A 21,033-nucleotide genomic window follows, 5' to 3' on the forward strand; every position below is an offset into this window, starting at 1 on the left:
ACCGCATGGAGTCTGCAAAGCACGCCGGCGACGTCGCGGTCGCCGTCTCACGAGCTTACGGTGCCGAGGTCATGTTCACGCTCTCGGGCGGCCACGTCTTCCCCCTGTACGACGGGGCCGTCCACGAGGGCATGCGCATCGTCGATGTGCGGCACGAGCAGAGCGCGGTGTTCGCCGCCGAGGCCACCGCCCGGCTGACCCGGCAGCCCGGCCTGGCCGTGCTGACCGCCGGTCCGGGCATCACCAACGGCGTCAGCGGCGTCGCGACCGCCCACTTCAACGGCTCGCCCGTCGTGGTGATGGGCGGCAGGGCCCCCGCGTCCCGATGGGGCTCCGGCGCCCTCCAAGAGATGGACCACCCTCCGCTGTTCGAGACGATCACCAAGCTCGCCTTCACGGCGGGCGGCGCCGACTCGATCGGCCAGGACGTCGAGATGGCGTTCCGCACGGCCGTCGCCCCGCACCGCGGCCCGGTGTTCCTCGACTTCTACATGGACCACCTGTTCTCCCCCTCGCCGGCGCACCAGGCCGAGACGATGACCCCGTCCCCGCTGGAGCCCGACGCCGACGCCCTGGCCACGATCGCCCGGCTGATCGCCGAGGCCGAGCGCCCGCTGCTCGTCCTCGGCTCCGACGTGTGGATGGACCGCGCCGAGGAGGCCGCGCGCGACTTCGCCGAGGCCTACCGCCTGCCGGTCATCCCCAACGGCCAGGGGCGCGGCATCCTGCCCGCGGGCCACGAGCTGCTCGCCACCCGCGCACGCGGCATCGCCTTCTCCCAGGCGGACCTGGTCATCGTCGCCGGCACCCCGCTCGACTTCCGCCTCGGCTACGGCTTCTTCGGCGGCAGGGACGGCGTCCCGCTGGCGAAGGTCGTCCACCTGGCCGACGCCCCCTCGCAGCTGGCCACGCACGTCGGCACGGCCGCCTCGGCGGCCGGCGACCTGTCGGTGCTGTTCTGGAGCCTCAGCACGGCCTGCTCCGAGGCCGGGGTGTCCCCCGCCTCGCACGCCGACTGGGTCACCACGCTGGCCGAGGCGTCCGCCGCCGCCATCACCGGCGACGCCGAGTTGCTCGAGTCCGACGCCGACCCCATCCACCCGATGCGCATCTACGGCGAGCTCAACCGCATCCTCGCCGACGACGCCGTGGTCATCGGCGACGGCGGCGACTTCGTCTCCTACGCCGGCAAGTACATCGAGCCGCGCAAGCCCGGCTGCTGGCTGGACCCCGGGCCGTACGGGTGCCTCGGCACCGGTCTCGGCTACTCCATCGCCGCCCGCCTCGCCCGGCCGTCCTCTCAGGTCGTGCTGCTGCTCGGCGACGGCGCCGCCGGGTTCTCGCTGATGGACGTCGACACGCTGGTCCGCCACAACCTGCCGGTCGTCATGATCTGCGGCAACAACGGCATGTGGGGCCTGGAGAAGCACCCGATGCAGATGCTCTACGGGTACGACGTGGCGGCGGAACTGCGGCCCGAGACCCGGTACGACCAGGTCGTCACCGCGCTCGGCGGCGGCGGCGAGCTGGTGACCTCCCCCAAGGAGATCGGGCCCGCGCTGCGCCGCGCCTTCGACTCCGGCGTGCCCTACATGGTGAACATCGCCACCGACCCCGAGATCGCCTACCCCCGCACCACCACCGGCATCTGACCCTCGGCCGAGCCGTCGAGGCGGCCGGCGCGCGGCGTGACGCGAGCCGGCCGGGCGATCGAGGCCGGCCGGCCGGGGGCGGTCAGGAGGTGGCGGTGACGCTGGGGCTCGGCGTCGGCGAGGGAGACTCGTTCGGGTCCCCGCCGCAGGGGATGCCCTGCTCCACGACGACCGTCACCACGCGGTCCACGGCCCAGGAGGTGCCGGCCTGGGGATTCTGGTCGACCACGCGGCTGCAGCCCTCTGAGCTCGGCTCACCGCTGATGTCCACCTTGGCCTTGAAGCCGGCGGCCCGCAGCTTGGTCAGCGCGTTCGCCTGCAGCAGGTTGATCACCGCGGGCACGACCTTCTTGGCCGTCGGCGCCTTGCTGATCGTCGCGGACGGCGACGGACTGCGGGGCCTGGAGGCACTGGGCGACGGCGAGGGCTTGGTCGGACTCGGCGAAACGGACGGCTCGGCGTGCTGCGAGCCTGCCACCGTGGGCCGGGGGGAGGACCGGGGCGGGCGCGTCGTCCCCTTCTTGCCGGGTGAGGCGCCGGCGGTGGTGGCCTCGACGGTCGGCGTGGTGGCCACACCGGCCGCCGACGCGTTGGGGGTGTTGGCGACCTGGTTGTACATGACCGCCCCGCCGCCGCCGAGCACGGCTCCGGCGGCGATGACCCCGACGATCAGTGCGGCCTTGCCGCGCTTGGGGGCGGCCGCGCGGCGGCCACGGGCGCCCCGCTGAGGCGGCGGCGGGCCCGCGGCCACGGTGACCGGAGGCGCGTGCGCGCCGGTCGAGTGTGCCGGGCCGGGGAGGATGTAGGCGGGGGGCGGCGCGGTGGACGGCCCGCGCTCGGCCTCGCCCCAGCCGGGCGAGTTCATGCGCACCCCGGTCTCCGGGGAGGCCATCTGATGGGGATGCCCGGCCGTCGTCGCCATGCGCTGGGAGGAGATCATGCCGGTCAGCCCGGACACCGCCGCCGAGGTCCCGGTGTCCTCGCGCATGGCCCGCCGCGCGGCCACGCTCATCTCGGCGGCGCTGTGCCAGCGGCGCGCCGGGTCCTTGACCAGGGCCCGCTCGACGAGATGCCGCACGGCGGGCGGGACGTCGGGCGGCAGCGGCGGCGGGTCCTCGCGGATGTGCTTGAGCGCGATGGTGACAGGGGTGTCGCCGTCGAAGGGCCGGTGGCCCGCCAGGCACTCGTAGGCCACCACGCCGAGCGCGTACAGGTCGACGGCCGGGGTCACCGGCTGCCCCTCGGCCTGCTCGGGCGCGCAGTAGGCGGCCGTGCCGAGCACCATGCCGGCGTCGGTCAGCCGGTGGCCCATGTCGGCGCGGGCGATGCCGAAGTCGGTGAGGACGAGCGAGCCGTCCGGGCGCACCAGCAGGTTGCCCGGCTTGACGTCGCGGTGCACGATGCCCCTGTCGTGCACCGCCTGCAGCGCCGAGGCCGCCTGCGCGATGAGCTCCATCGCCGGCTCGGGGCCGATGCGGGTGAGCCGGGTGAGCAGCCGGTCCAGCGGCTCGCCGTCGACGAACCGCATGACCAGGTAAGCGGTCGGCCCGTCCCCCGGGACGTCGCTGACACCGTAGTCGTAGACGTCCACGACACCGGGGTGGTTGATCGTGGCCATGGCGCGCGCCTCCCCCTGGAAGCGCGCGGCGAAGCCGGGATCGTCCATGCGGCCGGGTAAAAGCACTTTCACGGCGACGGTGCGGGCGAGGACGGTGTCCTCGCCCCGCCACACCTCGCCCATGCCGCCGGCACCGAGACGGACGTCCAACCGGTAACGTCCCGCCAGCGTGGTCCCTTGGGCAACCATCTCTCCCCCGTTAACCCCAATCCGTCCAACCCGACGTCACCCCAGAGTTCTCCAACCAAGCGGATTTGTGTCGCGACAAGGTCACGCTGGAATCACAAAACCCTGTGGCCGTACAACTCGCGCCGGGGTGTCAGCGAGTTGTCACGCCGTGTTCGACGCAGCGGGCGGACCAGCCCCGCGGCGTCACCTGCACGACCAGCCGGCGTCGGCACGCCGGACAGAAGCGAGGTGGCTCCATGAGCCGTGCTGCATGGCATGCGGAGTGGTCCTCGTCTCCCGCGAGACGTCCGCAATGGTCGCAGTAAGGGCTCACGCCAAGAGCGTATTCCATCGTTCCCCGCCAAGGCCGCCAACCGGCGAAGGTGGTGCGAGACCGCGCGAACAGGATGCCGCCGGACACCCCACAGCCCCAGCGACACACCAATAGGCTTGCCCGCATGACGATCGCTCCAGGGCTGCGCGCCGAGGTTCTCATCATGGTCGAGAAGGAGGACACAGCGATCAAGGTGGGCAGCGGCGATGTGCCGGTTCTCGGCACGCCGCGGCTGCTGGCGATCGCGGAGGAGGCCACCGTGCGGGCCCTCCGCGACCATCTCGCCCCCGGACAGACCTCTGTGGGCACCAAGGTGACCCTGGAGCACCGCGCGGCGAGCCCTGTGGGCACGCACGTGATGGTCGTCGCCGAGCTCGTGCAGGTGGACGGCAGGCGCCTGGTCTTCGAGGTCGTCGCCGAAGAACGCGAGCGCACGGTGGCGGTCGCCACCATCGAGCGCGTCGTCGTGGACCGCGAGCGCTTCCTGTCCGGGCTCACCCGCTGACGGCCGGCGTCACTCGATGACGGCGATCAGGTCCCCCTCCTGGATGACGTCGCCCTCGGCCACCTTGAGCTCGCTCACGACGCCGGAGTCCTCGGCGATCACGGGGATCTCCATCTTCATCGACTCGAGGATGACCAGCGTGTCGCCCTCGGCGACATTGTCTCCCTCAGCGACGATGATCTTCCAGACGTTCGCCACCATCTCGGCACGTACTTCCGCCACCGGAACTCCCCTCATCTAGTGATCTACTTCGTCAGAAGGCTGTGCTCATCGTCGCATTTCCCCGGGCGACCATGGCGACCGCCCTGCGCGCCCTTTCCGGCTCAGGAGCGCATGCGGGTGACGAGCCCGGTGTCGTAGTCGCCGCTGGAGAACTCGGCGTGGTCCAGAAGTTCGGCGCAGAACGGCAGGTTGTGCTTGGGCCCTTCGAGGCGGAAGGCCGCCACGGCTTCCCGGGCCCGGGCCAGCGCCTCCTCGCGGTCGGCGCCATGGACGCACAGCTTCGCCATCAGGGGATCGTAGAACGGGGTCACGGTGTTTCCGGCGACATATCCCGAATCAACGCGGATGCCGGGTCCGGCCGGCTCCTCCCATACGTCGATCTTCCCGGGGCCCGGGAAGAACCGCTTGGGATCCTCCGCGTAGACGCGAAGCTCGATGGCGTGCCCCCGCGGCGTCACGGAGGTGAAGGAGACGGGCTCCCCCGCCGCGACGCGCACCTGCTGCTCGACCAGGTCGATGCCCGTGACCAGCTCGGTCACCGGGTGCTCCACCTGCAGCCGGGTGTTCATCTCCAGGAACACGAAGTCCTGCCGGTCGGTGTCGACCAGGCACTCGACCGTGCCCGCGCCGCGGAAGCCGACGGTCTCGCCCGCCCGCACGGCGGCGGCCAGCATGCGCTCGCGCAGCTGCGGCGTGACGCCGGGCGACGGGGACTCCTCGACGACCTTCTGGTGACGTCGCTGCACCGAGCAGTCGCGCTCGCCCAGCGCCACCACGGTGCCGTCCGCCAGCCCGAGGATCTGCACCTCGACGTGACGCGCCCGCTCGATGTAGCGCTCGAGCAGGATCGCCGGCCCCGCGCCGGCCCCACCCTCGCCGCCGCCGAAGCGCTCGGCCGCCCGTACGGCGGTCTCGAAGGCCCTGGCCAGGGCGTCGTCGTCGCGGGCGACGCCCATGCCGATGCCGCCACCGCCTCCGGCCGTCTTGACCATGACGGGGTAGCCGATCTCGGCCGCGGCGGCCAGCGCGCGCGGCAGATCGGTGACCGGCTCGCGCGTGCCCGCCGCCACCGGCACCCCGGCGGCCTCCATCAGGTTACGGGCGTTGATCTTGTCACCCATGCGCTCGATGGAGTCGGGCGAGGGGCCGATCCAGGTCATGCCGGCGTCGATGACGGCCCGCGCGAAGGCGGCGTTCTCGGCGAGGAAGCCGTACCCGGGGTGGACGGCCTGCGCCCCGGTCGCCCTGCATGCCTCGATGACCCTGGCGACGTCGAGATAGCTCTGCGCCGGCGCGGCCGGCCCCAGCAGGAACGCCTCGTCGGCCTCCAGGACGAAGGGCAGATCGGCGTCGGCCTCGGAATGCACCGCGATCGCGCGCAGGCCCATGCGCTTCACCGTGCGGATGACGCGCCGCGCGATCTCGCCTCGATTGGCCACCAGAATGCTCTCGAACACTTGCCGTGCTCCCTTCGACGGCTCACCACCTTATGGCCCGAGCCGTGCCCAATCCTCTCGCTCAAGACCACCGATCCCCCGTGTCCCATCTGTAGGAACCCCACAACCGGCCGGGAGCGCGGACTCCCCTCCTACCGGCCGCAGAGCCTTGTCCACAACCCGGTAAAGCCCCTATCAACTGGGACGACAGCCGCAGACCTCGCAAGCCGGGAACAGATTTTCCGGCGACGGCGCCGGGCGGCCCGTTGGAGGGTCCCGCGAGCCCGGCCGGCGACGCGCCATGACCGTCAGAGGTGCCCGATGGGGCCGAGACTGCCCGATGTCCCCCCAAAGGCGTCCCGCGAGGGCGAGACCGGTCGACGACCCTTCGGAGTCGACGCCCCTTCAGAGGCGTGCGGTGGGGGTGAGACGGTCGACGACCCTCGCCATGGACTCGACGACCGCGGGGTCGTACTCGCCGCCGCCGTCGAGCCGGAGCCGTTCCAGGGCGGCCGCCGCGCGGTCGCGATCGGTCGAGCCGCCGACCAGGTCGTCGTAGGCGTTGGCCGCCTTGATGATGCGGCTGGCGATCGGCGGCACCTCAGGGCCGGAGAACGGGTCTCCCTGGCGGCGCACGATGTCGGCGACCCGGTCGAGCACGCCGGTCTTCTTGATGATCTCGGCGCCCAGCTCGGCGATGCTGCGCGCCTGCACGGGATCGGTCAGCACGGTCGCGCCGCCCGGAATCGGGTCGCGCAGGGAGAGCTGGCCGATGTCGTGCATGAGCGCCGCGTACTCGAGCTCCAGTAGCTCGGGCTCGGCCATGCCGAGCTCGCGTCCGATCGCCAGGGACAGCATGCTGACCCGCCGCGAGTGGCCGGGCTCGACGTACCCGCCGACCTCGGTGACCCGGGCCAGCGCGCGCACGGTCTGCAGGTAGGTCGCGCGGATGCCCGCGTACTTGCGGAAGGCGACCTGGGTGACCAGGAGCGGGGCCGCGAACACGACGAGCGCGGCGAGGTTCATGCTGTGCGAGGCCAGGGCCAGCAGGGTGCCGGAGGCGGCGACGGCCGCGCCGAGCGGAGCGGCCATGCGCACCTCGTCCCGGACGGCGACGCGCAGGGCCGTGCGCACCTGCTCGGCCCGCAGGACGGCGGCGATGACGACGTCGGCGGCGAGCATGGCGGTGATGAGCACGGCCATCACGCCGAGCACCACCCACCAGGGGCCGTTGCCGCGGCCGGTGGTGTCGTAGAGGATCGAGGCGAGCGGACGGTAGGCGAAGGCGAGCAGGGCTCCCGACAGAAGCCTGCGCGCGATCGCGTCGAGCCGGGGCGGCCTGCCGACGGCGAGGTGCGGAAGCGCGCCGAGGGTCATCCCGACCGACATGACGGCCACCACCTGCAGCGCCGAGTGCCCTGTCGGCACCCCGCCCACGTCAAGGAGCAGGGTGTACCCGAGAGCGGCGGCGGCGCCGATGGGCGCGACCTCGCGGTTGCCGGGCATGGTCAGCCTGGCCAGCTCGCCGGCGGCGACCAGCGCGCCGAAGGCGATCGCGATGTGCGCGTCGGCCAGCCCGACGGCGGCCGTGTGGGCGATGCCGGCGACGGTGACCATGCCGGCGGCGCAGATCAGCAGGAGCTGGCCGGAGTCGAGCCCGTTGATGGGCCGCGTGGCGAGGCTCACCGTTCGGACACCACTTCGATCGGCGCGGTCGGATCGTCGTGGTCCTTGGCGACGGTCTCGACCTCCTGGTCGGCGGCCGGGGCGGGCATCTTGCCCGGAGGATCCCAGCCGCGCCGGTCGACGGCCTTGACGAACGCGGTCACCATGACGGGGTCGAACTGCGTGCCCGACCCCTTGCGCAGCTCGGCGAGCGCCTCTTCCATCGACTTGGCCTTGCGGTAGGCGCGGTCGGAGGTCATGGAGTCGAAGGCGTCGGCCACGGCGATGATGCGGGCGAACTCGGGGATCTCAGAGCCGGCCAGGCCCATGGGATAGCCCTTGCCGTCTTGGCGCTCGTGGTGGTGCATGATGCCGGCGAACGCCTCGTCGAGGAAGTCGATGCCCCGGACGATCTCCAGGCCGCGCATCGGATGGAGCTGGATGGCGGCGTACTCCTCCTCGGTCAGCCGGCCGTCCTTCTGCAGGACCTTCGTCGGCACGCCGAGCTTGCCCACGTCGTGCAGCATGCCGGCGTAGCCGATGGCCCGCATGCGCTCAGGGCCCATGCCGATCTCCTGCGCGATCATCGTGGAGGCGCTGGACACGCGCGTGCAGTGGCCGCGGGTGTAGTAGTCCTTCGTCTCGACCGCCTGGCACAGCGCGGCGATCGTCGCGTCGTACGACCGCTGCTGGGCCAGGTACTGCCCGAAGGCCCACCGGGCGACGAACAGCGGCAGCAGCACGAGCACCGCCGAGATCGACTGCACGGTGGCCCACAGACCGGCGATCAGCAGCCCGAACGTCGCGTAGCCGAGATAGGACACCAGGAACTGGGCGACCGAGCGCATCGGCACCTCTTCGAGGCGCAGCTGCCCGGCCAGCGACAGCATGATGGTGAACAGCACGGCGTTGAGCGGGACGAACACCGCCGCCGCGCCCATGAAGGGCACCAGCAGGTCGGTGAACCGGCCCACGCTCGGCACGTCCTGCTGCCCGCCGAGCGACTCGAACACCCACCCGGCGGCGTAGCCGCAGAGGGCGAACTGCGCGCCGTTGAACAGCCGTTTGTGCAGCGCGAGGCCTGGCCGGACGCTCAGAACAGCCGTCGCCCCGACCAGGGCCGCGCCCACGTCCCCCACCAGCACGACCGCCGCGAGCGCCGCCGAGAAGCTGACGGACATCGCCGCCTGCTCCACGTTGAGCAGCGTCGGCACCGACTCGCACACCAGGAACAGCAGTGCGAGGACCAGCAAGGTGGGCCACTCGTGCTCGCCCAGGCGGCCAGGGTCGACGAGACCCCGGACGATCAGCGCCGCCGCGACCGCGACGATCGTTACGAGATAGGCCTTCGCCGGCCAAGGTAGCTCACGCATCGCGACCGCCCGCGGCCGTCTCGGGCACCGCTCAGGTCCACGAGATGCCCGTGGGCACTTCGATGGCGCCCCCCGTGAGAACCACCAGAGCCAGCGCGCCGAGAGCCCAAGCCAGGCCGCCGAAACCCACGGCCGCCACCAGGCGTGTGGCCATTGCCTTCACCATGTGCCGCCTCCCCATTGAATCCCGACTCAGGCTACAGAAACAGGGGTGACGCGTATGAGAAGTCGAAGAATCGCATCCAAAGCGTAATCAAACAACTACCCGGAGCTAACGCGATCTGGCCCATTCGACGGTGGTCTTCAGACCGGTCAGCAGGTCGGTGCGCGGATGCCAGCCCAGCCCGTCGATCGCCGGCGCCGGGTCGACCGCCATGGCGGGCAGGTCGCCGAGCCGCGCCGGCTCGAACCTCGGCTCGTCGGGCGCGCCCGCGGCGAGGGCCACCAGGGAGTGCAGCTCGCGGTCGGTCGTCTGCACGCCCGTCCCGAGGTTGAACCTGCGCCCGTTTCCGCGCTCGCCGCACGCGCGGACGAAGCCGTCGACGACGTCGTCGACGAAGATGTAGTCCCGTGTCTGGGAGCCGTCGCCGTAGACGACGGTCGGCGAGCCGCGCAGCAGCGCGTCGGTGAAGATGGACACCACCCCCGCCTCGCCGGTGGGCGACTGGCGCGGACCGTAGACGTTCGACAGCACGAGGGTCGTGTACGACAGGCCGTGCAGCGCCCTGAACATCGACAGGTAGACCTCGCCGCTCAGCTTGGAGGCCGCGTAGGGCGAGCGGGCGTCGGTGGCGGCGTCGCCCGGCACGGGGATCACGGCCGGACGGCCGTACACCGCGACCGAGGAGGCGTACAGGGCCTTCCTCGCCCCGGCGGCGCGCGCCGCCTCCAGCACGTTGACGGTGCCCTCGACGTTGAGCCGGGCGTCGTGCACCGGGTCGGCGACGCTGGCGCGGACGCTGATCTGGGCGGCCAGGTGGCAGACCACCTCGGGCCGCCACTCGGCCATCAGCCCGCGCAGCGCCAGGTCACGGACGTCGAGCTCGTAGAACCGGAACAGCGGGTGCCCGTCCGCGCCGTCGAGGTTCGCCCGGTCGCCTGAGGACAGGTCGTCCACGACCGCCACCTCGTGGCCGTCCGCGAGCAGACGGTCGACGAGGGACGAGCCGATGAAGCCGGCACCGCCGGTTACGAGAAGCCGCATCCCGGTATCTTAGGCGATCAGCGAACGCCGTCCCCGGCGCCGGACCCTCTCGCGGCGGCGGACGCATCGGGCCGCGGAAGGATCAGGCCGCGACCGGCTCAGTCGGTGGCGAGCTCGGCGCGGACCGCCTCGATGCGTTTGAGCACCTTGGAACGGAGGTCCTCCGGAACCCGGTCGCAGCCGCAGTGCTTGGCGACGAGCTGTTTGACGACCTGTTCGAGCCCGTACTCCTCAAGGCAGGGACCGCACTCGTCGAGGTGCTGGCGGATGTCCGACCGGCGGCGCTCGTCGAGCTCGCCGTCGAGGAAGGTGTACACCTTGTCCAGCACTTCGGAGCAGTCGGTGTCGTGCGGGTTGCCGCAGCTCATGATCAACACCCCGCCAGGGCGCCGGCGCCGTCTCCACGGCCGCCCGTTCCACGGAAGCGGCCGCTGTCACCCCTCTGCATCACGACGGGTCCTCCGATCGCACAAGCCCGCGCTCGCGCGCGTAATCCTCGAGTTGCGTCCGCAGCTGGCGCCGCCCGCGGTGCAGGCGGGACATCACGGTCCCGATGGGAGTGCCCATGATGTCGGCGATCTCCTTGTAAGGGAAACCTTCGACATCGGCCAGATAGACCGCCATCCGGAAGTCCTCCGGAAGGGCGGCGAGCGCTTCCTTGACATCGCTGTCAGGCAGGTGCTCCAGCGCTTCGACCTCGGCGGACTTCAGACCGCCCGACGTGTGCGACTCAGCACGCGCGAGCTGCCAGTCTTCGATCTCCTCGGTGCCGGCCTGCTTGGGCTCCCGCTGCTTCTTGCGGTAGCTGTTGATGAAGGTGTTGGTCAGGATGCGGTAGAGCCAGGCCTTGAGGTTGGTGCCTTCCTGGAACTGGTGGAAGGACCCGAAGGCCTTGGCGAAGGTGTCCTGAAGCAGGTCTTCCGCATCGGCGGGATTCCTGGTCATCCGGAGCGCGGCGGAGTAGAGCTGATCGAGGTACGGCATGGCGTCACGCTCGAACCGCTCACTACGCTGCTCCAGAGTCTCCTCGGCTGTCTTGGAGACCGGACCCACCCCCTTATACGCGCCGTACACAGCCGAGAATACCGGCTTGCCTACGATCGCCCGATCGCCGACCTCGGCCATCAGCATGGGACGGAACCTCCTCGCGTGTTTACACGCGTCTGCAACACGCGAGGCATAGCATCTGTTCCCGGTAAGTAGAAGGTGACGAACGACCCGGTACGGGGAAAAAGATACGTACCGGCTGGTAGCGATTCCCCGGAGCCCCGACCGTCCAGGAGCCATTGTGCTGCCCATCCCAGCCAACGAACTGAACGGCTCAGGCGCACTCGGGCCGTACTGGACCTTCTACCACGCCGTCGTCGCCGAGCAGCTCAAACGGTGGCTCCCCGGACGGCCGGGTCTGGTCCTCGACCTGTCCGGCGGCCGCGGGCGATGGCCCGCCCAGGCGGCGGGCGCGGGCCACCACGTCATCGAGGTCGTCGACTTCCGCCGTCCCTCCGCCGCCGGGCTGCGCGACGCCTCCAACCGCATCCGCCGGGTACGCGCCGACGACCTGTCGTTCCTGCCGGACGCCTCGATCGACGCGGTGATCGCCGAGGAGCGCGCACTGTCGCTCGAGCTGATGGCCGAGTCCACGATCGAAGACATCGTGCGGGTGCTCAAGCCGGGCGGCCGGCTGCTGGCCTGCGTCGACTCGCTCGTGCTCGGCATGGCGATCATGGCGGAGCAGAACTACTGGGCCCACCTGTGCCAGACGGGCACTGGTGAGGTGATGCTCGTGCCGTGGCCCGACGGCAGCATCACCCGCTGCTTCAGCAGCGCCCAACTGCGCGAACTGCTGGGCGACGCCGGCCTGGAGGTGGAGTGGATACGGCCGCGCACGGTGCTGTCGCCCTCCACCGTCGACCACGTACTGGCCGCCGACACCCGGGCGCTGAACTGGCTCGTCCGTACCGAGCTGGACGCGCACCCCGACGACGACGACACCGTCGGCATCCACCTGGTGGCCAGCGCCCGTCGGCCGCAGTAGTTGGCTTGGGATGCCTTGGGGTGATCAGCGGCGGCGTTCGCGCTCGCTCTGGCACCTCACGCAGCGGGCCGCCTCGGGGCGCGCCGCAAGGCGGCCTTCCGGGACGGGCTTGTCGCAGTCCACGCACCTGCCGTAGACCCCGGCGTCCAGCCGCTCGAGGGCTTTCACCACGGCCGTACGCTGGCGCGTGGCCACGTCGACCATGGCACGGGCGCGGTCGGCGTCGGTGAGGTCGGCGCCGGCGTCCGCCGCCGACCTGTCTCCCACGGCGGCGGGATCACCACGCAGCACCATGATCGACCGGTCGAGTTCGGCCAGCATGCTCTCCAATTGGGCGCGAGCGGTCGCGTCGTCCACGAATCCGCACCTCCGGGGGGAAAGGAAACGGGTGAAGCTCGGGACGGGACCCCCCGGACATCCCGCCTGGCGTCGATCACACCTGTGAGCGGTGACTCTCTGCCAGCACGTCATCGCCTTCCTCACCGGATGCCCAATCGGCCGGGTTCTTACACCGATGTGGCGCGGCCTTTTCACGGGGTGTCACGCCCGTAACGGCGCCGTCCCGGCGCCTCCCGCAGGCGTCCGACGGCCTTTCAGAACAGCGCCGTCTCGGGGCTCTCGGGCTCCAGGAGGTGCGGACCGTTGTTCCTGACGCTGTTGACCTCGCTGGACACCGGGTAGGCGGCGAGGCCGCTCGGCGGGGCGTCCTTCAGCAGGCCCATCACCTCGCCCGGGTCGGTGCGCCCGGGGTCGAGCCAGTCGGCCCACATGTCGCGCTTGATGATCACCGGCATGCGGTCGTGGATGTGCCCGAGGTGGTCCTCGGCCGTCGTGGTGATCACCGTGCAGGTGGTGAGCCACTTCAGCGGATCGTCCTCCGCACGGGACGGGTCCTTCCAGAACTCGTACAGCCCGGCCATGGCCATCACGCCGCCGTCCTCGGGGTGGATGAAGTAGGGCTGCTTGGTCTTCTTGTCCGCCCGGTACCACTCGTAGTACCCGTCGGCGGGCAGCAGGCACCGTCGCTTGGCGAAGGCCCTGCGGAAGGACGGCTTCTCGGCGAGCGTCTCGACGCGCGCGTTGATCATGCGGGAGCCGATGGAGGGATCTTTGGCCCAGCTGGGCACCAGCCCCCACTTGACCACTTCGAGCCGCCGGACCGGCCCTGGCGACCGGTCGCCTGCTCCGCCGGGGGCCTCGTGACCGGTTCCCTCACCGGCCGCGGCGCGCCCCGTGCCCGGGGTCTCGGCGTCACCGCCGGCGCCGGCGTCACCGCCGCCCTCGCCCCCCTTGCCGGCCGGCCTGGCCACCACGGCGTAGACCTTCTTGGTGGGGGCGACGTTGTAGTCGGGCTTCAGCTCGTCGGACGTCCCGTCCGCCCCTATGTCGAACTCCTCGAGCAACTCCTGGCGCTTGCGCGCAGACGCGTATCTCCCGCACATGCCCCCTAGACTGCCGCACCGGCGCGCCCCGCGCGCCTCCATTCGCGCCGTCACCGCTTCAGCGGCCGGGTGTCACCCCTTCCGAGGGGAGGGTCCCGGTAGGCTCGGAGCCATGTCAGTTCCCCTGTGGCACGCGCCCGAGGCGGGCCGTCCGGTCGAGGCGACCGTCCGGCTGCCCGGGTCCAAATCGGTGACCAACCGCGCCCTGTTGCTCGCCGCGCTGGCCAACGGTCCCGGCACGGTGCGGCAGGCGCTGCGCAGCCGCGACGCCGACCTGATGGTCGCGGCGCTGCGCGCGCTCGGGGCCGGGCTGACCTCCTCGAACGAGACCGTCTCCGGCGCCGACTGGCACGTCGTCCCCAGCCGGGTGCGCGGCGGCGCGTCGATCGACGTGGGCCTCGCCGGCACCGTCATGCGGTTCGTCCCGCCCATGGCCGCGCTGTCGGACGGCGAGGTGGCCTTCGACGGAGACCCGCACGCCCGCACGCGGCCGATGGGCCCGATCCTCTCCGCGCTGCGCACCCTCGGCGCCGAGGTCGCCGGCGACGCGCTGCCCTTCACGATCAAGGGCCCGATCAGCGGCGGCGAGGTGACCCTGGACGCCTCCGCCTCCTCGCAACTGGTCTCGGGGCTGCTGCTGGCCGCCCCCCGCTTCGAGAAGGGCGTCACCGTACGCCACAGCGGGCCTCCCGTGCCGTCCATGCCTCACATCGAGATGACGGTGCAGATGCTGCGCGCCGCCCAGGTGAGCGTGGACGACAGCGAGCCGGACGTCTGGCGGGTCGAGCCCGGCCCGATCGCCGCCCGCGACCTCACCGTCGAACCCGATCTCTCCAACGCCGCCCCGTTCCTGGCCGCCGCCCTGGTCACCGGGGGCACGGTCACGATCCCCGACTGGCCCGCCGAGACCACACAGGGCGGCGACGCGCTGCGCACGCTGCTGGCCCGCATGGGCGCCGCCGTCACCCGCGTCCCCGCCGGGCTGAAGGTCACCGGAGGGGGGCGCATCGACGGCATCGACGCCGACCTGCACGACGTCGGCGAGCTGACCCCGACGATCGCCGCCCTGGCCGCGCTGGCCGGCTCGCCCAGCACCCTGCGCGGCGTCGCGCACCTGAGAGGCCACGAGACCGACCGGCTCGCCGCGCTCGCCACCGAGATCAACGGGCTCGGCGGCGAGGTGACCGAGACCGAAGACGGCCTGGTCATCACGCCGCGCCCGCTCTACGGCGGCGTCTTCCGCTCCTACGCCGACCACCGCATGGCCACGGCCGGAGCGGTCATCGGCCTGGCGGTGCCCGGCGTCCAGGTCGAGGACATAGCGACCACCGCCAAGACGCTCCCCGAGTTCGCCCGCATGTGGGCCCTGATGCTGGAGGAAGCCCGCTGAGAAAACGGGAGTACGACGAGGACGACGTCCGCGTCAGGCCGGGCAAGGGGTCCCGGCCGAGGACCAGGCGGCGTCCCGCGCACGAGGACGCCGTCCCCGCCTTCGTCGTCGCGGTCGACCGAGGCCGTTACACCTGCCTCGTCGGCGGTGACATCACCGAGACGGGCGTCGACGGCGGCCGCGACCGCAAGCGGCGCGGCGAGGCCCCGCGCCCGGTGACGGCGATGCGGGCCCGCGAGCTCGGCCGCAAGGGCATCGTGGTGGGCGACCTGGTCAGCCTGGTCGGCGACACCTCCGGCCGTCCCGACACGCTGGCGCGCATCGTGCGGCTCGAGCCGCGCACGTCGATGCTGCGGCGCAGCGCCGACGACACCGACGAGCTCGAGCGCCCCATCGTCGCCAACGCCGACCAGCTCGTGATCGTCACGGCGCTGGCCGACCCGCCGCCCCGCCCCCGCATGATCGACCGCCTGCTGGTGGCCGCGTTCGACGCCGACATCGAGCCGCTGCTCTGCCTCACGAAGGCCGACCTGGCCGCCCCCGACGACCTCGTCGCCCGCTACGAGCCGCTCGGCGTCCCCTATCTGGTGGTGCGCAAGGGCGGCGACCTCGACCTCGTGCGAGAGAGGCTGGAGCACCGGCTGAGCGTGCTGGTCGGCCACTCGGGGGTCGGCAAGTCCACGCTGGTCAACGGCCTGGTACCGGACGCCGGGCGGGCCGTCTCGCACGTCAACGCGGTCACCGGGCGCGGACGCCACACCTCCAGCTCGGCGGTCGCCCTCGAACTGCCCGGCGGAGGGTGGATCATCGACACCCCCGGCGTGCGCAGCTTCGGCCTCGGCCACGTGGTGATCGACAACGTGCTCGCGGCGTTCCCCGCCCTGGCCGAGGGCACCGTCCACTGCCCGAAGGGCTGCACCCACCGGGGCGAGGAATGCTCGCTCGACGCCTGGGTGGCCGAGGGCCACGCCGACCCGATGAGCCTGGCGTCCCTGCGCCGCCTGCTCGCGAGCCGCGACGGCGCCCCCGACGACGACTGAGGCGCCCGCGCGCGTCAGGGCGACGCCGATGGCGGCCCGCCGGCTCCGCCGGGCCCGCGAGCGCCCGCGCGCGAGGGGCGACGCGCCGAAGTGGGCCGGAGTGACCCAGCATGACCGGCATGCGACGCTTCGGAGCCGATCAGGACTGCTGAAACGCGCGGCGGCACGATAGCGTTTGTCCCTGTGACGGGTTATAGCGACGACCTGCGCCTGGCGCACATGATGGCCGACAGCGCCGACGACCTGACCATGCGCCGGTTCAAGGCCGTCGACCTGCGGGTCGACACCAAACCCGACCTCACTCCGGTGAGCGACGCCGACCGCGCGGTGGAGGAGACCATCCGCGGCACGCTGCGGCGCGCCCGCCCGCGTGACGCGGTCGTCGGCGAAGAGATGGGCAAGACGAGCGGGTACGGCTCCCGCTGCTGGGTCATCGACCCGATCGACGGCACGAAGAACTACGTGCGCGGCGTCCCGGTGTGGGCCACGCTGATCGCCCTCATGGAGCACGGGCGCGTCGTGGTCGGCGTGGTGTCGGCCCCGGCTCTCGGCCGCCGCTGGTGGGCGGCGCGCGAGGGCGGCGCGTGGACCGGACGCAGCCTGACCAAGGCCTCGCGTTGCCAGGTCTCGTCGGTGAGCCGCCTGCCGGACGCCTCGTTCTCCTACTCCAGCTTCGGCGGCTGGGAAGAGCGCGGGCGCCTTCCGGAGTTCCTCGACCTGGCCAGAACGGTCTGGCGCACCCGCGCCTACGGCGACTTCTGGTCGCACATGATGGTGGCCGAGGGCTCGGTCGACATCTCCGCCGAACCCGAGCTCTCAGCCTGGGACATGGCCGCGCTCACGGTGATCGTCGAGGAGGCGGGCGGCGTGTGGACCGACCTGTCCGGCGCGCAGGACGTCGACGGCGGCAGCATGGTCTGCGCCAATCCGATCCTGCACGCGGAGGTGCTCAAACGCCTCGGCGACTGACGAGCCGGGCGGTCGTCGGTCGCTCTTGTTCCCGGGGGACGTGGAACGCCCCGGCCGTCGGCCCTCTGCCGGCGGCCCTGGGAACGACCTGCTCGTCGGCCCTCTGCCGGCGGCCCTGGGACGACCCGGTCGTCAGTGCTCTTCCGGGGGCCGTGAGATGACCCGGTCGTCGAGGTAGCAATCGCAGTTACCGCACCCTGGGAGCATCGCCCACCCTCCTCGGCTGTCCTGCCGGCTTGCCCACGACGCTACGGCACATTCCCCCGAACGTTACTGTCGGTGAGGGAACAGTCGCGTATCAGCCATCCGAGGCCGCGAGGCGTTCACGCAGATGCTTCACGACGCCCTCCGAGGCCGCCTCGACCATGGCGAGGACCTCGAGGAAGCCGTCGGCGCCGCCGTAGTACGGGTCGGGCACCTCGGCGCCCTCGGGAGCGGCCGGGTCGAACGACCGGAACAGCCGCACGTCGGCCCCGGCGGGCGCCAGCCTGCGCAGCGCGCCGAGGTTGTCGGCGTCCATGGCGAGCACCAGGTCGCGTTCGGCGAACCACCCGGGCTCGAACCGCCGCGCCCGGTGGCGCGAGCCGTCGTACCCGTGGGAGGTCAGCGCCGAGAGCGCGCGCTCGTCCATGGGCATGCCCGCGTGCCACCCACCGGTGCCGGCGCTGTCGACGGTGACCGACCCGGCCAGACCGTGGTCCTCCAGCGCCTGCCTGAGCACGACCTCGGCCATCGGTGAGCGGCAGATGTTCCCCATGCACACCAGGCATACACGTGTCATGAACGCCATGATGTGCCACGCGCGCCCGTGCTCGCGCCACGCGAAGGCGGGTCCGTCATGACCCGATCACCATGAGCAGGTAGAGCACCTTGGGGCGTTCACCACGATAGCGACCTGACTCGTTCATTCCTCGTTCACCTTGAACCGGGAATCAAGTCATCTTCGCTGCCTACCGTCCTACCCGTTAAGAGAACAACGTGGAAGGACAACAACCGTGAAGTATGCAGGCCGGCTCGCCGTAGCCGCCATCGCCGGCGTGCTTTCGCTCGCTGCGTGCGGCACCGACAACAACGCCGGTGGCACGGACGCCGCCGCTGCCCCCGCGAGCACCGCGGGCAGTGGCGTCAGCGGCACCATCAACGCGGCCGGCTCCTCGGCGCAGGCGAACGCCATCGCCGAGTGGAAGAAGTCGTTCCAGTCGGCGAACCCCGGTGTGAGCATCAACTACCAGCCCAGCGGTTCGGGCGCCGGCGTCCAGTCCTTCATCCAGGGCACCATCGCCTTCGCCGGCTCGGACTCGGCCCTGAAGGAAGACAAGGGCGAGCCCGCCCAGGCCGACGCGCGCTGCAAGACCGGCAAGGCGATCAACCTTCCCATGGTGATCGGCCCGGTCGCCGTCGTCTACAACCTCCCGGGTGTCGACGGTCTGCAGCTCTCGCCGAAGACCATCGGTGACATCTTCAGCAGCAAGATCACCAAGTGGGACGACCCGGCCATCGCGAAGGACAACCCCGACGCCAAGCTGCCGTCGACCGCCATCCAGGCGTACCACCGCTCGGACGAGTCCGGCACGAGCGACAACTTCACCAAGTTCCTCAAGGCCACGGCCGAGTGGCCGTACGAGCCGGCCAAGGCGTTCCCGGCCGAGGCCAAGGGCCTTGGCGCCAAGGGCTCCGACGGCATCGCGCAGGCCGTCAAGGGCGCCGAGGGCTCGATCAGCTACGTCGAGCTCTCCTACGCGGAGAACTCCGGCCTGACCAAGGCCAAGGTCGCCAACGGCTCGGGCGAGTTCGTCGAGCTCACTCCGGAGAGCGCGGCCAAGACGGTCGAGGCCGCCAAGGTCGAGGGCACCGGCAACGACCTGAAGCTGTCGATCGACTACGCCACCAGCGCGGCGGGCGCCTACCCGATCGTCCTGGTGACCTACGAGATCACCTGTGAGAAGGGCCTGTCGGCCGACGACTCCAAGCTCGTCAAGTCCTTCCTCACCTACACCGCGAGCGACGAGGGCCAGTCGGCTCTCACGAGCCTGGGCTACGCGCCGCTGCCGGCCAGCCTGGTGACCAAGGTGCGCACCGCCGTCGAGGCGATCTCCTAACTCGATGGCCACGTCACTTCGTGAACGCGAAGGCGGGCCGGCCATGGGCCGGTCCGCCTTCCGGCGCAGTCGCGGTGAAGGCCCCTTCCGGTACGCGACGACCGGCGCCGGCATCCTGTTGCTCGCGATCATGGCGGCGATCGCGGTCTTCCTCATCGTGAAGGCCGTTCCCGCCCTCCAGGCCAACAGCTCTCACTTCCTCACCGAGAGGGTCTGGACCCCCAACGCCACCCCACCGGCCTTCGGCATCGCCGCCCTTGCGTTCGGCACCGTGATCAGCTCGTTCCTGGCCCTGATCATGGCGCTTCCGGTCGCGGTCGGAGTGGCGCTGTTCATCTCCCACTACGCGCCGCGCCGCCTCGCCGGCGTGCTCGGCTACATCATCGACCTGCTGGCCGCGGTTCCCAGCGTCGTCTACGGCCTGTGGGGCATCATCTTCCTGGTCCCGTTCATGAAGGGCCCGTCGGAGTTCCTCAACACCTACTTCGGCTGGTTCCCGCTGTTCTCGGGCGACTCGGTGAACTCCAAGTCGATCCTCACCGGGTCCGTCGTGCTCGCGATCATGATCCTGCCGATCATCGCGGCGATCTCCCGTGAGGTGTTCCTCCAGGCTCCCACCATGCTGGAGGAGGCCTCGCTGGCCCTGGGCGCCACCCGCTGGGAGATGATCCGGATGTCGGTGCTGCCCTTCGGGCGTCCCGGCGTCATCAGCGCGGCCATGCTGGGCCTCGGGCGCGCCATGGGCGAGACCATCGCGGTCGCGCTCATCTTCCCCGCCACCTTCACCATCTCCTTCCAGGTGCTGACCGGCAACGGCAACAGCATCGCCGCGAACATCGCCAACGGGTTCGGCGAGGCGACCGCCATCGGTCAGGGCGCGCTGATCGCCTCCGGTCTGGTGCTGTTCGTGATCACCCTGGTCGTCAACATGGCCGCCCGACTGATCATCGCGCGCCGCAAGGAGTACTCGAGGGCCGCCGCATGACCGTGTCGTCCACCGTCGTCCTCGCTCCGGTCTCGTTCGGCCGGCGCCTGAAGAACCGGGTCGTCCAGGGCCTGGTCTGGCTGGCGTTCGCCGTCGCCGTCGTCCCGCTGATCTCGGTCATCTGGATGGTGGTCACGAACGGGATCAAGCGTTTCGACCTCGAGTTCCTGACCCACTCGATGCGCAACATCGGCCCGCGCGACGCCGACGGAGGCGCCTACCACGCCATCCTCGGCACGCTCGAACAGGTCGGCCTGGCCACGGCGATCTCGGTGCCGATCGGCCTGCTCACGGCGATCTACCTGGTGGAGTACGGCCCCGGCAGGCGTCTCGCCCGTTCCATCAGCTTCTTCGTCGACGTCATGACCGGCATCCCGTCGGTCGTGGCCGGTCTGTTCGTCCTGGCGTTCTGGGTGCTGATCCTCGGCCTCGGCTACTCCGGGTTCGCCGGGGCGCTGGCCCTGTCCATCCTGATGATGCCCACGGTCGTCCGCGCCGCCGAGGAGATGCTGCGGCTGGTGCCGAACGAGCTGCGCGAGGCGGCCTACGCCCTGGGCGTCCCCAAGTGGAAGACGATCCTGCGGGTCGTGCTGCCGACGGCGTTCACCGGCATCGTCACCGGCGTCATGCTGGCCATCGCCCGCGTCTCGGGCGAGACCGCCCCGCTGCTGCTCACCGTCTTCATCACCGACTCCATCAACTCCGACCCCTTCAAGGGGCCGCAGATGGGTCTCCCGCTGTACGTCTTCGACCAGGCGCAGCGGCCGAACATCACCGCGACCGACCGGGCCTGGACCGGCGCGCTCACCCTCATCCTGATCGTCATGCTGCTCAACCTGGTGGCGCGCCTCATCAGCTGGTGGCGCTCGCCCGCCAAGGGCCGATAAGGGGATATC

At 71.1% G+C, this 21,033-nt stretch carries 22 protein-coding genes; 9 read left to right on the top strand and 13 right to left on the bottom strand.

The annotated features are described in order from the left end of the window. The first annotated feature begins 5 nt into the window (after positions 1–5). Complete coding sequence (locus ACFO60_RS35485) at positions 6–1,652, top strand: acetolactate synthase (RefSeq protein ID WP_380849915.1); 1,647 nt, start codon at positions 6–8, stop codon at positions 1,650–1,652. A gap of 82 nt (positions 1,653–1,734) precedes the next feature. Here ACFO60_RS35485 and ACFO60_RS35490 read toward each other — a convergent pair whose 3' ends face one another. Continuing rightward, positions 1,735–3,459, bottom strand: a complete 1,725-nt coding sequence (locus ACFO60_RS35490; protein WP_380849917.1) for a serine/threonine protein kinase — start codon at positions 3,457–3,459, stop codon at positions 1,735–1,737. Between the two features lie 130 nt (positions 3,460–3,589). Then, complete coding sequence (gene bsaP, locus ACFO60_RS40885; protein WP_465269895.1) at positions 3,590–3,937, bottom strand: biotin synthase auxiliary protein BsaP; 348 nt, start codon at positions 3,935–3,937, stop codon at positions 3,590–3,592. Here bsaP and ACFO60_RS35495 point away from each other — a divergent pair. Beyond that, positions 3,897–4,277: a thioesterase family protein gene (locus tag ACFO60_RS35495; protein ID WP_380849920.1), complete on the top strand. Its 381-nt coding sequence runs from the start codon at positions 3,897–3,899 to the stop codon at positions 4,275–4,277. The genes bsaP and ACFO60_RS35495 overlap by 41 nt on opposite strands. A gap of 9 nt (positions 4,278–4,286) precedes the next feature. Here the strand turns inward: ACFO60_RS35495 and ACFO60_RS35500 are convergent, their stop codons facing one another. The 8 genes from ACFO60_RS35500 to ACFO60_RS35535 all read right to left on the bottom strand — a co-directional run bounded on the left by ACFO60_RS35500 (position 4,287) and on the right by ACFO60_RS35535 (position 11,230). Next, complete coding sequence (locus tag ACFO60_RS35500) at positions 4,287–4,499, bottom strand: biotin/lipoyl-binding carrier protein (RefSeq protein ID WP_380849923.1); 213 nt, start codon at positions 4,497–4,499, stop codon at positions 4,287–4,289. A 101-nt stretch (positions 4,500–4,600) separates the two neighbouring features. Next, complete coding sequence (locus ACFO60_RS35505; RefSeq protein ID WP_380849926.1) at positions 4,601–5,956, bottom strand: acetyl-CoA carboxylase biotin carboxylase subunit; 1,356 nt, start codon at positions 5,954–5,956, stop codon at positions 4,601–4,603. A 384-nt stretch (positions 5,957–6,340) separates the two neighbouring features. Further along, a complete protein-coding gene (locus ACFO60_RS35510; protein WP_380849929.1) occupies positions 6,341–7,621 on the bottom strand; it encodes an HD-GYP domain-containing protein in 1,281 nt (426 codons plus the stop codon). Beyond that, positions 7,618–8,973, bottom strand: a complete 1,356-nt coding sequence (locus tag ACFO60_RS35515; RefSeq protein ID WP_380849932.1) for an HD-GYP domain-containing protein — start codon at positions 8,971–8,973, stop codon at positions 7,618–7,620. The genes ACFO60_RS35510 and ACFO60_RS35515 overlap by 4 nt, the downstream gene beginning before the upstream one ends. A 31-nt stretch (positions 8,974–9,004) precedes the next feature. Then, entirely contained in the window at positions 9,005–9,127 is a 123-nt protein-coding gene (locus ACFO60_RS35520; protein ID WP_380849935.1) for a hypothetical protein, read from the bottom strand. A 117-nt stretch (positions 9,128–9,244) separates the two neighbouring features. Then, complete coding sequence (locus ACFO60_RS35525) at positions 9,245–10,177, bottom strand: NAD-dependent epimerase/dehydratase family protein (protein WP_380849938.1); 933 nt, start codon at positions 10,175–10,177, stop codon at positions 9,245–9,247. Between the two features lie 98 nt (positions 10,178–10,275). Next, positions 10,276–10,545 (bottom strand): mycothiol system anti-sigma-R factor, encoded by a 270-nt coding sequence (rsrA, locus tag ACFO60_RS35530; RefSeq protein ID WP_380849941.1) that lies wholly within the window; start codon positions 10,543–10,545, stop codon positions 10,276–10,278. A 79-nt stretch (positions 10,546–10,624) separates the two neighbouring features. Further along, positions 10,625–11,230 (bottom strand): sigma-70 family RNA polymerase sigma factor, encoded by a 606-nt coding sequence (locus tag ACFO60_RS35535; RefSeq protein ID WP_380849996.1) that lies wholly within the window; start codon positions 11,228–11,230, stop codon positions 10,625–10,627. A gap of 235 nt (positions 11,231–11,465) precedes the next feature. On the opposite strand from ACFO60_RS35535, the gene ACFO60_RS35540 reads away from it, so the two are divergent. Continuing rightward, entirely contained in the window at positions 11,466–12,212 is a 747-nt protein-coding gene (locus ACFO60_RS35540; RefSeq protein WP_380849944.1) for a class I SAM-dependent methyltransferase, read from the top strand. Positions 12,213–12,236: 24 nt separating this feature from the next. Here ACFO60_RS35540 and ACFO60_RS35545 read toward each other — a convergent pair whose 3' ends face one another. Then, positions 12,237–12,569, bottom strand: a complete 333-nt coding sequence (locus ACFO60_RS35545; RefSeq protein WP_380849947.1) for a TraR/DksA family transcriptional regulator — start codon at positions 12,567–12,569, stop codon at positions 12,237–12,239. A gap of 236 nt (positions 12,570–12,805) precedes the next feature. Beyond that, positions 12,806–13,654 carry an SOS response-associated peptidase gene (locus ACFO60_RS35550; protein WP_380849950.1) on the bottom strand — a complete coding sequence of 283 codons (849 nt, stop codon included), beginning with the start codon at positions 13,652–13,654 and terminating at the stop codon, positions 12,806–12,808. A gap of 112 nt (positions 13,655–13,766) precedes the next feature. Here ACFO60_RS35550 and aroA point away from each other — a divergent pair, with 112 nt between their 5' ends. The 3 genes from aroA to hisN all read left to right on the top strand — a co-directional run bounded on the left by aroA (position 13,767) and on the right by hisN (position 17,053). Further along, positions 13,767–15,044, top strand: a complete 1,278-nt coding sequence (gene aroA / locus ACFO60_RS35555; RefSeq protein WP_380849952.1) for a 3-phosphoshikimate 1-carboxyvinyltransferase — start codon at positions 13,767–13,769, stop codon at positions 15,042–15,044. After that, complete coding sequence (rsgA, locus tag ACFO60_RS35560) at positions 15,014–16,084, top strand: ribosome small subunit-dependent GTPase A (RefSeq protein ID WP_380849955.1); 1,071 nt, start codon at positions 15,014–15,016, stop codon at positions 16,082–16,084. The genes aroA and rsgA overlap by 31 nt, the downstream gene beginning before the upstream one ends. Before the next feature lie 183 nt (positions 16,085–16,267). Next, on the top strand, positions 16,268–17,053 hold the full coding sequence (gene hisN / locus ACFO60_RS35565; RefSeq protein ID WP_380849958.1) for a histidinol-phosphatase: 786 nt from the start codon (positions 16,268–16,270) through the stop codon (positions 17,051–17,053). Between the two features lie 298 nt (positions 17,054–17,351). Here hisN and ACFO60_RS35570 read toward each other — a convergent pair whose 3' ends face one another. Then, the gene (locus ACFO60_RS35570; RefSeq protein WP_380849961.1) at positions 17,352–17,834 is read right to left on the bottom strand and encodes a low molecular weight protein-tyrosine-phosphatase; all 483 of its coding nucleotides are present in this window, start codon (positions 17,832–17,834) and stop codon (positions 17,352–17,354) included. 214 nt (positions 17,835–18,048) lie between these two features. Between ACFO60_RS35570 and pstS the strand changes: the two genes are divergently transcribed. The 3 genes from pstS to pstA are packed head-to-tail and all read left to right on the top strand — an operon-like array spanning position 18,049 to position 21,024. Next, positions 18,049–19,152: a phosphate ABC transporter substrate-binding protein PstS gene (gene pstS / locus ACFO60_RS35575; RefSeq protein ID WP_380849964.1), complete on the top strand. Its 1,104-nt coding sequence runs from the start codon at positions 18,049–18,051 to the stop codon at positions 19,150–19,152. Between the two features lie 4 nt (positions 19,153–19,156). Next, positions 19,157–20,137: a phosphate ABC transporter permease subunit PstC gene (gene pstC, locus ACFO60_RS35580; protein ID WP_380849967.1), complete on the top strand. Its 981-nt coding sequence runs from the start codon at positions 19,157–19,159 to the stop codon at positions 20,135–20,137. Continuing rightward, complete coding sequence (gene pstA / locus ACFO60_RS35585) at positions 20,134–21,024, top strand: phosphate ABC transporter permease PstA (RefSeq protein WP_380849970.1); 891 nt, start codon at positions 20,134–20,136, stop codon at positions 21,022–21,024. The genes pstC and pstA overlap by 4 nt, the downstream gene beginning before the upstream one ends. The last annotated feature ends 9 nt before the right edge of the window (positions 21,025–21,033 follow it).

The sequence above is a fragment of the Sphaerisporangium dianthi genome (genome assembly GCF_042654065.1).
GTDB lineage: Bacteria > Actinomycetota > Actinomycetes > Streptosporangiales > Streptosporangiaceae > Sphaerisporangium > Sphaerisporangium dianthi.